Below are 14,327 nucleotides of genomic sequence, written 5' to 3' on the forward strand. Positions count from 1 at the left end.
TCTCCATCTGGTTCAAGGCGTCGCAACCCGAACCTACTCCGAAGATCGACGGTGACCGCCAGCGTCACCACCGGCCGCGCGCTGCGCTACGCCGGGGGCTCCGCGCGCGGCCTCCTACACCAACCGTTGGGACACAGCCGATGGACCTTGAGCCGAACGCGCCGGAGAACGACAAAGGAGAGCGGCTCGTAACTTCAGAAAACCGCCTTGACGGCGCAATCGACTCTGCGAAGATTCGGCAGCAGGTGCGCGCGGTGTTCGATCTCTGACCTCAATCAAAGGGGAGCCCTTCCAAGCGTGCGCTCGGCCGTTCGCAGGAGAGCCAACCAGCAAGGGAATCGCCTCGACAGACTGCAAGAGCATCAACAGCTTGCATAGGATTCAATCTTTGACACGCATTGCTTCTGCTGGAATATCGGACAACGCCGCGCTCCAAGTAGAGAGCATTCGCCTCAGTCAGGATATGATGCAATCTATCGATCCTCTGGCAGCAGCACCAATATCGGCGTTGCTTTTGGGAGCCTGAACGACAAATTAAGCCGCGTGACATGTTCCGCCAGCTCTCCGACGGCGGCACCGATGGCCGCCAGCTCCTTGGAGGAAGGCCCTTGAGATAACTCGGACAGAGGTTCGAAGTCGTTTAGCCGAAGCAGCAATTCCCAATCCCGCAATACCAAGGGATTTTCTCCGTACGCCGCTTCGACGCCGAGGATCACACGATGGACCGTGGCTCCGGTGCCCGTCACTTGGTCTTCAACAAGAGAGATCATCAGAGGTGCATCGATTCCTTTCACCCGGGTCAAAAAAACCTGCTGATCGGCACTTTCCTGAAGCGCGCGGTCCATGAGCGGATGGCCGACGCCCAAGAGACGGACGAGTGCCTGATCCGCTGGCAAAAACCGGTTGAAGCTGAGGCCGTCATAGCGGTCACGCAATTCGACACTTCCGCGCCAGGACTCCGGCGTCGCTACGGAAAGGCCCGCCTCGGGTTTCGTCACCCTCCGCCCGGCCAAGAGCATAGACTGCCGGAAAAAGGGCTCCAGTGCGGGTAGGTCTAGCTTGGGAATCTCGGCACCCGCCGTTTGGAAATCATATCGCGCCACGTTCCCAAGCATCGCCCTCACCGTGTCCACAGCATCTTTGCCGCCGAACTGCTGCGTGCTTTGATCGAACCACTCTGCCAAGCGATCAGTCGAGCGTGTTGCCCCTTCCGAAAACAGCCCGTCGAAAAACTGGCCCCCAGCCATACCAATTACAAGCTGTGAAATATCCTCTGGCTCTTCCATTGAGGCAGAAAGCGTCGCTTGAATTCGCGAGAGTTTTTCCTCTAACAGAGCCCAAATCCGTGCCTCGACCGTCTGGGGGTTGCGGAGAAGATACACCTGAACAGCGCGCTTCTGCCCATAGCGGCTCAGACGCCCGACACGCTGGTGCAATCGCATCGGATTCCAAGGCAAATCGACATGCACCAACTTGGCGCATCGTTCCTGAAGGTCGATCCCTTCGCCCCCTGCCTCTGTTGAGATGAGAAATCGGGTCCGACCGGCGTTGAAATCGGCTGCAGCGGCATCGCGGGACAGAGTTATGGTGCGTTCGCGTCTTTCCTGATCGTGTACTGCGAGACGTTCATCACCGTTGATAAAGCCCGCGCAGCCCTTGCCAAACCGAGCCTCCAGTTTGGAAAGGACAAGTGCCTGTGTCGCCTTGTATTCGGTGAACAGGAGCAAAGGCTCTTCAGGTTCCAACCGCGTCTCGATCAGTTTGATCAATGTCGCTACCTTGGTTTCTCCCTCGATCTCATTGGCGTAGCCGATGATCTCATCGAGGCGGGCAATTTCGTCCTTCATCAGAAGCACGGTCACCTCGCTGGGCCGACTTTCTTCGGCTTCGGCAGCCTCGTCCATCGTTTCGGCCTCAGCGGTGTCGGCTGGCAGACCACCGAGGATCGTTCGCGTCAGCATGTCGCGACGACGCGTCAGCGCTCGCGTGATCGCGGCTATCGAACTGGCGGCAAGCTTCTGCAAGGCGATCAGCAAGAGCATGCGGGTAGTTTGCTGCCGACCCGAAAGGTGCGCGGCATAAGCACGGCCATCCAGGATGAACTCGCTCATCGTGTTGTAAAATGCTGCTTCGGTCGCAGAGTAGCTGTAATCGACCGCCTCGGTCGTAACGGGCTGGAACAGCTTGTTCCCTTGCATGTCCGTTACCAATGCCTTGTTATTGCGGATCATCGCCTGGCTCAGTGCGGGCAACTGATCCATGATGTCCTGCTCGGGATCGAACAGATCGGGGCGCACCAGTTGCATCAGCGCGAGAAAACCGAAGTCCTTACCGCGATGTGGAGTTCCGGTGAACAAGATTAGCGAGTTGATACGCCCCGCGTCCTGAAGTTCCCGCAAAAGACCATATGACAGCGTCGACGCCCGCTCCTGCGCCTGAAAGTGATGCGCCTCATCCACAATGACCAGATCCCACGGTTCAGCCACTAGCAAACGCTCCCGTGGCTTTTCCATTCGCATTGTGTGGAAAGAGGCGACAACCTGCTGTGCGGTTTCCCAAAAGCTCACACGGCCACGATCACCATCGGCTGTGTATTCCTGCAGGCGGATGTCGAACATGGTTTTCATCCGGGCGCGCCATTGCGGCACCAGACGGGCTGGTGCCAAGACAAGGATACGACGCACGCGTCCAGACGCGATCAGTGGTTCAAGGATCAGGCCCGCCTCAATGGTCTTGCCCAGTCCGACGTCATCAGCAACCATCCACCGCGCAGGCCAGTGTTGGGTGACTTGGCGACAGACCCAAAGCTGATGTGGAAGAAGCTGCACGCGCGAGCGTGAGAATACCCCCCATTGGTCGTTCACCGAGCGGATTGCCAAAGCCTGCGCCCGCACCAACACCGCCAACGGATCATCTAGGTGACCAGTGCGCAGGGCATCCTCCAAAGACTTTAGTCGGGTCAGCGCAGAACCTTCGACCTGGTGAAGTTCAGCGCCAAACCGCACCACTACCGTTGTGCCAAGATCCGCTACGACACGGCCTTCGCCATGAACGCCATGCCGCACCGTTTGATCTGGGAAAAAAAGGGTCATTCCGAGTACTCCATCGCGTCGTAATCCCCATCGTCCGAGGCGTCAGATGTCGCAGCATAGCCAACGATTTCGTTCATAACCTCAGCGTGCGAGCCGTCAGCGACAACTTGAAGTGGCAGGTCAAGATCGCCCATGAAGGTAGCAAGAGGGCCGAGACTTTCTTTGACTATTTCAAACACCTTAAGCGAGAGGTCCATGTTGGCCGTCTCACCCAAATCCTGGCCGAGATGGGCCCTAAAAACTCGGCGCAATCTGCCCGACGCCGCCCAGCCGTGTGACACCATGAGACTCGTGTCTTGGTCCGGCCAGACACCAGCGCGCAATCCCTCTCGGATCATCCAGTTAGCCCCAAGCCCAAGGCTCTGGCTCAACGGCGCGCCTTCCAGGCCGCGCCTTTGCCAAATCGGCGAGGCGCTGAGCCGCCATGAGTCGGACAATGCGATGGGGCCTCTCTGACGAATGATCGCAGGAAGGTTACGATACGCATCGACATAGTCGGGCAACCATCGCGCAAGTACGTAAAGATCAGCCAGCGCGCGGCGCCATTGTGGATAGTCGATCCGCCAAGCTTCGGGACGCGCAAAATCCTCCAGCCGACGCAGCCAGGGCTCGGGATTAGCTGGTAGTGAGGCCAGCGCCATTTCTTGCCACCAACCAGCGGAGCGCGCGGCAGCTATAAAGTTGCGGTGGGCTCCATCGTGGCTTCGCCCCAGTGTGCGAAAGATGGCCAGTGCGAAGAAAATGAACCAAGCCTCCCTTTCAGCTTCTGCGTCCTTGCCGATAAGGCTCCGCGGGTGAAAGCCCTCGGGATAGGCGGTCTGCTCATAGCGATTTCGTTCGGCCTTGTGATCTCTCTCCCACCAGCCATGCAATCGCTTCAAGAATCGTTCTGCGTCAGCGACGTCGAAATCAAATGGCTGGTTCATGTCTAGAGGAGCGAGGGTGCCGAAATCCTCGGACCAGCGAAGGCGCTGCTCCTCTGGATAGAGAAGCCCTAGAAGCTTCGGCATTTCTTCATCCGAAAAATCGGCTACAATGGGGCTGACGCGCATCTCGTCGGATTGCGCGTGAATCCAAAACGGCCGCTTTTTGGCAAGAATGCTGCCAAGCGTGGCTCCCTGTCGCCCTTCGAGCACATAGTGCAAAAGCGCACGTTGTTGCACCTCATTGTCCATTGACTCGGCCCACTTCGCAAAATCGCTTGCGCTACGCTGGAAGCCGCTTTGGCGCATAGAGAGACGGTAAATCGCTAAGCCTTTCCCATCGTAATTATTAACAGCCCGACACTTTTCGGGTGCAAAAGCTAGCAGCAGCCTTTCTTCTTCGTCGGAATCCTTCGCCTGGCTCGGGGGCAGTGCCGCAGTCCGCCAAGTGCCGTCTGCTAGCTGAAACAAGGACGTCGAAAGAAGTTCGAGAATGGCGCTCTCCTCGTCTTTTTCGATTTCAGTCAGGAGATCGTCTGTAAGCACCGCCCCGAGCCGGTCAGCGAGTTCAGGAGTGATCCGCTTGTCTGGCCCGACCTCGTGCCGCAAGGCATCGACAAACCCGAAGGGCTTTGGGCGCGCGAAGCCCAAGCGCTCGAGGCGCTGCGCCGCCTCGGTGCCAACTGAGCATTTGCCGACCGTCTGGATCATGTGCCAGTCCTTTAGTGCGACCAAAACTTTCCGGTCGGCAAGAACACCTTTCAATTCCAGCTTCACACTTCCGACCTGAAGAAAGGGATCAAAAGGCAATGGCAATCCAGTTGCCAAGGCTGGTCTTTCAGAAAAAAGACGACCCAAGCCACGGTCGATTCCGTGAAGATGGCAGGCGAGTGGGTCAGCGAAGTCCCGCTCGAACAGATCGCACAGAGCCCTTAAAAATCCGGCGTAGCCAGTTTCGGCATCGAGATTTCCAATACCCGCTGCAACTGAAAAGCTCTGCCAGTCTCTGGCAACCATGTCATTCAGTGAAACAAGCCGCTGGCCCAGCACAACGCCGAAACGTGCGAACATTGACTGCAGTGCCTCTGCGCTGCCTTTCAGCCTCCCGCGCCCCGGATCAACCGGGAACTGGCGACTGTTCAACAGCCAGCCACTGGTCAGGGTCTCATCCAGGGGGGCAAGCAGCCAAAGCCGTGGCAGCTTTTCGTCAGCTGGCACTGGGCCATGCGCACCAAGAGGAAGGAAGATCGTCGTTTCCTGACCGAGATCAAGCGCTAGCGCATAACCGGGTTCACGACCTGCGAACTTTACCAACGACACCCCGTCATGCAGAGATATTGGATTGTCGGCCAGCCAACGGCCTTGTCCCTCGATCTCGATGCAGCGAATGGAACGGCTCATAGCGGGCAACCAGCCCGAGACCGCCCTAAACGCGGCTATCGCCTCGATCGCGTGAGGATGACGGTCCGGATCGATATGCAGGTCGATCACCGTTGCGGGCCTTCCATCAACGCTGCTCTCTACCGAAACCTGCCGCCCGGCATCCCAGATGTCTGGCAGCATCCCGCCCCTGACCTTGCAGGCTACGAAATGGCTGGCAATTCCGACCTCATCGGCGATCAGATGAACGCTCTTGAACCCAAGACCAAAGCGACCGGTCACATCCTCGCGTTTTTCCGAAAGGTTCATCACCAGCATGTTGAACAGATCACTTCGCCACCCTTGCCTTTCCCCTTCTTGCGGGTCAGGTCCGGGGTGATTTATTAACCGGCCCCAGTGTCGGGTGACCAACCTGTCATCGACAAGCGCCACGCTAAAACGACCTGGCCCAGTGCTAGGATGTTGCTGTGTTGCATCGTCGGCATTCTGGAAGAGTTCAAATAGGATCCGAGTTGGTCTGTAACCGAAATCTTCGATCCGGTTTCGAATGGCGCCAAGCATTTCTTTTTGAACTTCCGTCTTGCTCGCCGCCTGCCACAGAGTTCTTTTCGCCCCTGGGCGGCTTTTCTCGCGCTGCTCTCCGAACGGAATGGAATCGACCGAATCGCGATAGGTCTTGCGCGCATTCCACAGTCCCGAACCTCGTTTGGGTTTCAATTCATCAAGCACTTGCGGCAAACGGTCCTCAAGTTCGGCCCTTGCGCTATCTACGGTAGACTGATCGATCCGGTTACAAGCATCTGCCAATTGCCCAAGCGATTCATGGCAGCCGGGTTGTTCCTCCCTGTAACCGATTAGGACTGTTGCTAGCGTCAGGCACAAGGCCTTGACCTGTTCAGGCTTTACCGCCTGATCCGCAACCGTCATGATCTGCAAATCTCTGACACCGATCAAGTTCTTGCCCTGCCAGATGTTCTGCCAGCCGATATGAATGTCACCGATGATACCCAATGGCTCGATGTCGCCCACCGGGAAGTTTTTGATCTCGCCATCCAGAGTTTCAGCTCTTGCCGAAGTTGGACTGTTACAGACGGAGACAAAATTGATGAAGCGAGATTTCCGCTTCTCAGCAAGCGTCTCCCCCAACTTTTGTGGATTAAAGTACAGGGCGACCTCGGAATCGAAACGGCTCCATATTCGGGCGACGTCAGCTTCTGAAACGGCGAGGACATCCTTGGTCACAACGCGGAACGGATCCGACTGACCGACCAGTCTGACCAGCAGCACCAACAGGTCGGCAGGAACATGTGGTCTCGCGTATTCGAGTATAGACCTGAGGCTTTCGGCCGATTGACGCTCCATGCGAACCGCATCAATTGAGGCGAATGACTGCCCATGCGGCGCTTGCGAGTCCTCGCTCACCGACGCATGCACATCGGTCCGCCGAGGGAGCTTTGACCTGAGCGAGCGATGCAGCAAATGGGTGTTCGCCAACCCATTCCCACCCCGCGCGACCTCTCGACCGGGACGCCACGTATCAGCTTCAGTCGGCACAGGGATATCTCGGAACAGGGATTTGACTGCCTCGTTCGGCCAGGCGCAGAAAGTTTCAAATGACGCACAGTAGGTTTCCCAGGCAAAATCATTCCCCGCCTTTGCCAAGTCGGCCAGCGATGTCATCCACGCAAGAGCTTGATCGCCATCATCTGGCTGGATCGTACCGAAGGCCGGCAGGATCCTTTCGGGCAGCATCTCTGGCATGCGCAGAAGCTCTGAAAGCAAGGGCCAACCGGGCAAGCACAGATCGGCCCCAGACCTCGCAAGTTGCTGCAAGTTGTCAGCGACACCGCTTCCCGTCCCGCCCGCCCATGCAACGGGCGAATTGTCTTCTATCAGCATAAGAAGCCGTTCGATGGAACCGGCAAGGTCTGGGAGGACCCGGTTCCTTCGCATCGCGCCGAGGGCTTTTTCAGTGCTCAGTTCTTCGGTAAGTTCGTCGACCGGCACGAACGCAGCATCCGCCTCTAAGCCGTATAGCTTTCGCGCTGCGGAAAGGACTCCCTTCGGCAGATCCAGAACATCCTCCGGGGCCCAGTTTCTGCCCTGACGATCCGTCAACCATTCAACGGTTCTCGACCGTTCCGGCAAAGTTGATTCAACTTTGTTCAGAGCATCGAGGATTTCGCCTGTAAAGTTTTCCGGGGCGCTCTGGCTCAATGCGACAGAGATTTGGGCTTCGGGCGACCAAACCCCAACCAAGCGATTCATCCGCTCGTCGGCCAGGGGGTCTTGCAGCTTTTGTAAGATCGGAACGACCGGAGTTAGAATTTTTGGAACAGAAAACTGCTTCGTTTCTCGCCACACTTGCGCGGCACAATGCAAATCCCCATTCTTTGCCGGGAAGATCGGAAGAACAAGAAGATCGCCATCTGGGATGTCAGAGCGCAACAACGCGACGATCAGATCACGACCAACAGTTTGATCCCCTAGAACAGCAGCATTGTTGCGCAACAAGAGGCCCAGTGCCAGTCCGTCAATCTCATGAATGCCCAAGTGGCGTCGTTCACCCGCCTTTAAAACATCGACGATCTCGTGCGAAATCAGGAAAGAACCATTTTCTTGCGCAATAAGCTTCGCCGCCAAGTCGGAGAGAGGCCCCATGCCCTGCGGAAGTGCGACGAGCTTTGTTGAGTCGCCGCAGTCCCGACCTGCCGCCATGCGCCGGAATGCAGACCGCACCTCTGGTGCCAGAGAAAAGTGGTCGCTCATGTATTTCGCACGCGCTTCGACCGAGCCGAAGTTGGCGGCCCGCAGGATAAGCCGAGCGAAGCTTTCCTTCGACGCATCTGCAAAAGCGAAAGGGACGCCGATCTCGGCCAGCAGTGCCGCGGCATCGCCCCCGACAGTCAAAACCCCGCATCCAGGCGCGGCGTCGTGTAGGGACTTCAGCATGCGTTGCACATTCGGGTTGTCCCTGAACAGCCTTCGGTCGTGCGCAGCCGCAGCCAGATCGACAAGGCTGACCAATTGCGCGTTTCCGCTGCCATCATTGGCCCGCAGGATCTCAAGCTTCGCGATCTCTGGATCATCCATCAGGGCCGCCAGTCGCGTTCCCAGCAATTTGACCAGCGCCAGAGCAGCGGTGCCTGCGGCCTCAGAGTTGGTGTGGCTGCTGAGCAGGGGATTTAGCGCTGACAGAAGCCGCGCCGCCTCAGCAGGTTCAATCTCGCTGCGCGCCACGTCATCAGTCAACCACTCCACCCGCAAGCAAATCGGCGCATCAGTCACCGTGGCCAAGACACGCAAAATCTCACGCGGTGCACCTGCGGATTTTGGTAAGGCGATTGCAGAGCCAGGCGGAAGGTAAGCCAAAACTGCACGGAACTGATCTTCGTTAGCGAGGCTTTCCTTCCGTCGCAGTGTCTCCCGAAGTGTTGAAAACAGTTGTCCTGCGGCGGCTTGACGCAGTTGATCGTCCTTGCCTACCGCAACTTGCAGAAAGTCAGCAACAGCACCAGCTCGGCCACCCTGTTGAAAAGCAGAAGGCGAAAGCGTTGAAAGCAAGTCGCAAATTTCCTTGGGCTGCCATTTGATCTCAGTCGTGACTAGCGCAGCATCGGGGCCAGCGATCAGAGTCAGCTTTGTCCTTTCCGCCCATTTCAAAAGACCAGGAAAAAGGTCAACCGAAGCAATGGTCCCGCGCGCGTCAGGGGCTGGAAACGGACGCAAATAGGCGTTAGCCGGAACAAGGCGCCACCGAGCGGACGTTCCCTTGCCAGTCGGTTCGATAGCGCGGACAAGCGATTGGCGCGACACCAGAGCTTTACCGTTACTTCTGCCAAACTCGCTGGCTTTGAGTGCCTGTAGGAGGGTCGCTAGATCATCCGATGTGAACATCTGCGATTGAAAGCCGTCGAACAGAACAGTCGGCACCAGCGGCAACAAGACTTCATCGCGCAGCGCCGCGTTCCATTCACGCAAAACAGACCCATTCGGTTCCGCACCAGCTTCAAAGCCCTCAATGTAGCGTCGTCCAGAATCCACGAAGAAGTAGCCATGTAGCATCAGACGGATAACTGCACGTTCAGTTGGCAATCGAACGGCTGAAGCAACTGGTAGAAAAACAGCCCAATCGACCAGAGTGGCTCGGCTACCCTCGTCAGTGCAATCGGTCAGAACCACAGCGGCATGGACCGCAGCCTTCTCGCGGCGGATATCTTCCCCGTGCTCCGTAAAAACTGGCACCTGCGGCCAAGCATCAGAGTCGTAAAGCGCATCAAGACGCACATTGGACCCGTATGCCTCTCGTCCCACGTACTTAGACGTTCTTGCACCAGTTTCTGAAATTGTACCGGCGAAGCCTCGGATGTCAGATTGTGCGCCTTCGGACGGCCCTGTCATACGCTTCGCGTCTCCAGCGCGCGTCAAACACAGGATTGTAAGTCCGTCTTGCCACACTTCGATTTTGTCGACATTGCGTAGGCCGGCAAGTGTAAGGTGCAATTCCGATCGGTTGCCTACCAGATCATTGATCAGATCGCTGAGCTGGGGTCGGGTATCCATGAATGCCAATTTTGGAGCTGGCAAAATGTCGTTCCGCCGAAGTGGTATCCAAAGCAGAAATCCACGATCCAGGTCGTTTGCTTCTGCCTCAAGAAGCCCAATATCTTCTGCGCCAATACTATCCCAGCTGGCGGCACGGGTGTCCTCGATCACGCCGAGGCAAGGATTGATCACTTCCGAAAATGGATGCACTTGACCAAATGCATGCGCGATGAAGGCATCGCATAAATGGAAGACTGCCTTCTGCCCAAAGCCGAAACGCCCTATTGAAGCAGTCTCATCTCCCTTTGCACTGTCTGCGAATGAAAGGATTCCGCGCCCGTCCTTTGACTCAAAACGCCCTGTATTGGCGACGAGTAACCCCGGCACACGCAGCAATGGGTTTGATGCCTGCTGCCACCCTGGATGCGCGACAAAGCGGATAAGACTAGCTCCCGCATCCTCAGCGTTCTGTATCAGCTCCTTTAAAACCGGAAAACCTGAAGAATACCTATCTTTCAGATTAGCCTGAATCTGCCGGAATATTGCGCGGGGTGGCGTGGTCAGGTTAGACATTTATTTCCTTGGTTCCCGAAGTTCGGCTGTATTTTCCCGCAACCGCCCAGAGAAGTTGCTTGTTGGGTCTTCATCTCACTTCCCTTCGGCCAGTCACAAAAAGACGCAGCAGTGCGATTTTCTAGACCCGTGAACCGCATCAGAACCGATGCAGAGACATGATATTTCCGCCGACCGGCCACTTTGTTGCGCTGTAAGCTCGCAACGCAACCCAAAACAGAATCGCCTCGACAGATTGCAGGATCATCAATAGCTTGCATGGGTGTCAATCTCTGACATGCTTTAGCATCAAGGTAAGTTCATGTCGTTTTCCAAAGCGCAGGACTTGATCAGGCTCGCAAGGCTGGCGGCATCTCGGCGCAGTGGGATCAGCCTCGATGAGATTTGCCAAGAGTTCAGCATCTCGCACCGGACCGCACAGCGCATGACCGATGCGCTGGAGATCACCTTCATGAACGTCGAGGTAGAAGATGGCGATGACCGTCGTCGTCGATGGCGTGTTGCGGATCCGATGCTTGACAGGCTGCAGCCCCGGCAAGAGACTGCCATCGAAGCACTGGAGATCGCTGGCCGATCAGCGCAGGCCGATGGTCGCTTGCGCCACGCCTCTGCCCTTGCCGATTTACGTGACGGTCTGCTTGCCCGTCTTGCACCAAGGGATGCCGCGCGCACCGAGGCCGATGCCGAAGCCGTTCTGACCGCGATGGGCTCGGTCACCCGACCCGGCCCGAGGGTCAACCTCGCCCCGAAAGTCCTTGATGCGGTGATCGAGGCCTTGCGCGGTCCGTTCCGATTGCACCTGCGCTACGGCGACCCCGACGCGCCGGAGCGGGTCATCGAACCGCACGGCCTGCTTCTCGGGCACCGCAGCTACCTTGTCGCGCGGCAGCCGTCGCGGGGCGACACAATCTTAAATTTCCGCATGGACCGCATCCATACTGCCGAAGCCTTGGACGAGAGTTTCGCTTTCGCGCCCGGATTTTCGCTGGAGGATTATGCAGCACAGGCCTTTGGCGTCTATCAGGATCCCGCGCAGCACGGCGAGGTGATCTGGCGCTTTGCGCCTGAGGTCGCTGCCCGCGCCGCCGAATTTTGCTTTCACCCCTCGCAAACTCTGGAACTGCAGGTTGACGGCAGCCTGATCGTGAAGTTCCACGCGGCTGGGTGGCTCGAAATGGCATGGCATCTCTATCAATGGGGCAACAAGGTCGAGGTTGTCGCCCCGGAAGGGCTTCGATCCTTGGTGGACGGCTACCAGCGATCAGATTTTGACGGGCTGCCGTGACCGGCTTTCAGAAAAGGACTTGAACGATGAAGGATGGTCTCGACCATGCTGCCCTGAAGACCAAGCAACGCGCCATCCGTGCTGGTTTTCCAGAAACCATGGGATTGCGGGTCCATCGCGCCATCAGTTGGATCGGCCGTGCCGAAGCTTGCGGCGACGATGATGACGCCCGCTTCATATTCCTCTGGATCGCCTTCAACGCGGCCTATGCCGACGAGCGCGAGTTTCAGACGGCGGCCCCGGGTGAACGTGCCGCTTTCGTCGACTACTTCGGTAAATTGGTGGCCTTGGATGGGGGACGGCGCATCTACAACGCACTGTGGCAGCGGTTTTCCGGGCCAGTTCGGATGCTTATGGAGAACCGGTATGTCTTCAACCCGTTCTGGCAGCATCACAATGGGATCGACGGGTTCGCCGATTGGGAAGATCGCTTCAAAATCTCTGCCCATGCCTTTGCTCAGGCGTTCCAATCAGGTGACACAGCCAAGGTGCTGAGTTTTGTATTCGACCGGCTATACGTCCTGCGCAATCAGTTGGTCCACGGTGGCTCGACCTGGAGCAGTGGCGTGAATCGGGCGCAAGTCCGCGATGGTGCTGCGATCCTAACCTTCTTGATGCCGGTCTTTGTCGACCTGATGATGGACGATCCGGGCAAGGACTGGGGCAAACCCTTCTATCCGGTTGTGGCGTAGGCGCGTTCACTCAAGAAGCGCCACGTCTGGATGACGGTCTTTGAGGGAAGCTCTCAAGGAGCAGGCCCAGCGTGATCGGCGGCCTAGAGCTGGTTGCGCCGTTTCGGTTTTCGCTTTGCTACCAAGGACTTCGCGCTCTCTTGCTTCCACAGTGCTTCCACGGGTGTTGGAAACGCAAACGCCGCCCCGAAGGGCGGCGCTTAAGCGTTTGATTTGGCGTTGTTTTTTGGTTGCGGGAGTAGGATTTGAACCTACGACCTTCAGGTTATGAGGCCCACCCCTGTGTCCAGAATACCTTCGTGATTTCAGCACTTTAGCCGACTTTATGACCCGAAACGTCGGCGTCGTGTCGCACGGAACTGCTGCAAACCGTTGCGAAGAAACGGGAAACCAGATCGGCTGTCACCCACGCTGGCTCTTGAAGCCTTCGTATCGCGGTCGCAGGCGGCATTGGAGGAAGCTCTCCAGCAGCGTCAAGACTGGCACGCCGAGGCGGGCCGGGAGCAGGATGTTGACCCGATCCACCTCCCCCCGGATCCACCTTCCGATCTCGGCCGTGTCAGCTTCGGCAAGGCCCAAGCGTTCCGCGTCGGCAATCATAGATGCCGCGAGCGTGCTTTTTGCGCTGCCAGGAATGTAGTGTTGGCTGGTGTAGCGCGCGTGGCTCTTGGGGCCGACCTTCCCCACCTTCAGCACGTCGGAACCGTGGGTGAAGACATAAACAGCCATGGTCCCCGCTGGCAGCCGCGTGGGCGGCGCGTGGGGCGCGGGCAGCGCCTCAATGCGGATATCTTCCGTCGCCAGCGTGACGCCCGCCAGCCGCGCGACGGTGACGAAATCAGCGAGGGTCTGATCCGGAAGCCATGTCATGGCAACAGCTTAACCCAGCAGCTTCGCCTCGACCATGGCCATGGCCTTCTGGTGGTCTGGTGACGGGAACAGATGCCCATACCGTTCCATGGTCATCTGGATGGAGGAATGGCCCGCGAAGGTCATGATCTCCTTGATCGAGAACCCCTGCTCGATCCACAGCGACACGGCGAAGTGGCGCAGGTCGTGCCAGCGCATCGTCACCTCGACCTTTTCCTGCAGCTTGCGGAACCGGTCCTGCGTTCGGGTGTGCTGCAGGATCCCGCCCTGCGGCGCGGGGAACATCAGCCCCAGTTCGCTTTTCGGACAGCGCAGTTTCCAGCGGCGCAGGGCGTTCAGCACCATCGGCCCGGCAGGGATGTCTCGGAACCCTGCCCGTGATTTCGGCTCGCCCATCTGGTTGTAGGCGTCGGCGCGCTGGCGGACAGAGAGGAAGCCCTTGTCGAAATCGACGTCCTGCCAGCGCAGGCCCCGCAGTTCGGACGCGCGCAGGCCGCCCAGCGCTGAGACAATCAGGTGCGGTTTGAAATCCTCGTCGGCCGCCTCGATCAGGGCGCGGATCGCTTCCTTGGGCGGCACCGGGGCCTTGTGCTCTATCCGGCTGGACTTGATCACCCGCACGCCATGGGCGGCATTGGTGAACAGCTGGCCGTTGTCGATTGCATGGTCGAGGATCAGCTTCAGCACCGACAGCGCGCGGCGGGTCAGGTGTTCGGACCGGCCATTCAGCAGCAGCCGGTCGCGCAGTTCGTTGACATGGCGGCGGGTCAGTTGGGAGATCAGTTTGTCCCCGATCCCGACCTCGGGCGCGGTCAGGTGCAGGCGCACATAGTCGCTGTAGCCGCGCAGGGTGGACCGTTCCATCCGCCGCCCGGTCATGCAGCGCACCTCGCAATGATCGAGCCAGCATTTCGCGGCCCCGACCACGGTCGTGCTGTCGCTGTCGGCCAGATAGGTGTGGTTGGCG

At 58.1% G+C, this 14,327-nt stretch carries 7 protein-coding genes; 3 read left to right on the plus strand and 4 right to left on the minus strand.

What is annotated here, in order from left to right; all coding sequences use genetic code 11:
* The coding region (locus ACEW8Q_RS01590) for a hypothetical protein (RefSeq protein ID WP_373502301.1) at positions 1–269 on the plus strand (269 nt) is incomplete at its 5' end.
* A gap of 204 nt (positions 270–473) precedes the next feature.
* Here the strand turns inward: ACEW8Q_RS01590 and ACEW8Q_RS01595 are convergent.
* Together ACEW8Q_RS01595 and ACEW8Q_RS01600 are read right to left on the minus strand one after the other, a co-directional pair.
* Entirely contained in the window at positions 474–3,092 is a 2,619-nt protein-coding gene (locus ACEW8Q_RS01595; protein WP_373502302.1) for a DEAD/DEAH box helicase, read from the minus strand.
* On the minus strand, positions 3,089–10,513 hold the full coding sequence (locus tag ACEW8Q_RS01600; RefSeq protein ID WP_373502303.1) for a sacsin N-terminal ATP-binding-like domain-containing protein: 7,425 nt from the start codon (positions 10,511–10,513) through the stop codon (positions 3,089–3,091). Before ACEW8Q_RS01600 ends, ACEW8Q_RS01595 begins: the two co-directional genes overlap by 4 nt.
* A gap of 301 nt (positions 10,514–10,814) precedes the next feature.
* Here ACEW8Q_RS01600 and ACEW8Q_RS01605 point away from each other — a divergent pair, with 301 nt between their 5' ends.
* Positions 10,815–11,798 (plus strand): helix-turn-helix transcriptional regulator, encoded by a 984-nt coding sequence (locus tag ACEW8Q_RS01605; protein ID WP_373502304.1) that lies wholly within the window; start codon positions 10,815–10,817, stop codon positions 11,796–11,798.
* Positions 11,799–11,824: 26 nt separating this feature from the next.
* Positions 11,825–12,490, plus strand: a complete 666-nt coding sequence (locus ACEW8Q_RS01610) for a hypothetical protein (RefSeq protein WP_373502305.1) — start codon at positions 11,825–11,827, stop codon at positions 12,488–12,490.
* 402 nt (positions 12,491–12,892) lie between these two features.
* On the opposite strand, the gene ACEW8Q_RS01615 is transcribed toward ACEW8Q_RS01610, so the two are convergent.
* Both ACEW8Q_RS01615 and xerC read right to left on the minus strand, forming a co-directional pair.
* A complete protein-coding gene (locus ACEW8Q_RS01615; RefSeq protein ID WP_373502306.1) occupies positions 12,893–13,360 on the minus strand; it encodes a hypothetical protein in 468 nt (155 codons plus the stop codon).
* 9 nt (positions 13,361–13,369) lie between these two features.
* A partial coding sequence (gene xerC / locus ACEW8Q_RS01620) for a tyrosine recombinase XerC (RefSeq protein ID WP_373502307.1) occupies positions 13,370–14,327 on the minus strand: 958 nt, incomplete at its 5' end.

Origin of the sequence: Aestuariivirga sp. (assembly GCF_041738905.1) — a bacterium.
Taxonomy (GTDB): domain Bacteria; phylum Pseudomonadota; class Alphaproteobacteria; order Rhizobiales; family Aestuariivirgaceae; genus Aestuariivirga.

Excerpts from the sequence above, each read along its gene's own strand:
- ACEW8Q_RS01595 (WP_373502302.1), bottom strand. The coding sequence starts at position 3,092 with ATGACCCTTTTTTTCCCAGATCAAACGGTGCGGCATGGCGTTCATGGC.
- ACEW8Q_RS01600 (WP_373502303.1), bottom strand. The coding sequence starts at position 10,513 with ATGTCTAACCTGACCACGCCACCCCGCGCAATATTCCGGCAGATTCAG.
- ACEW8Q_RS01605 (WP_373502304.1), top strand. The coding sequence starts at position 10,815 with ATGTCGTTTTCCAAAGCGCAGGACTTGATCAGGCTCGCAAGGCTGGCG.
- ACEW8Q_RS01610 (WP_373502305.1), top strand. The coding sequence starts at position 11,825 with ATGAAGGATGGTCTCGACCATGCTGCCCTGAAGACCAAGCAACGCGCC.
- ACEW8Q_RS01615 (WP_373502306.1), bottom strand. The coding sequence starts at position 13,360 with ATGACATGGCTTCCGGATCAGACCCTCGCTGATTTCGTCACCGTCGCG.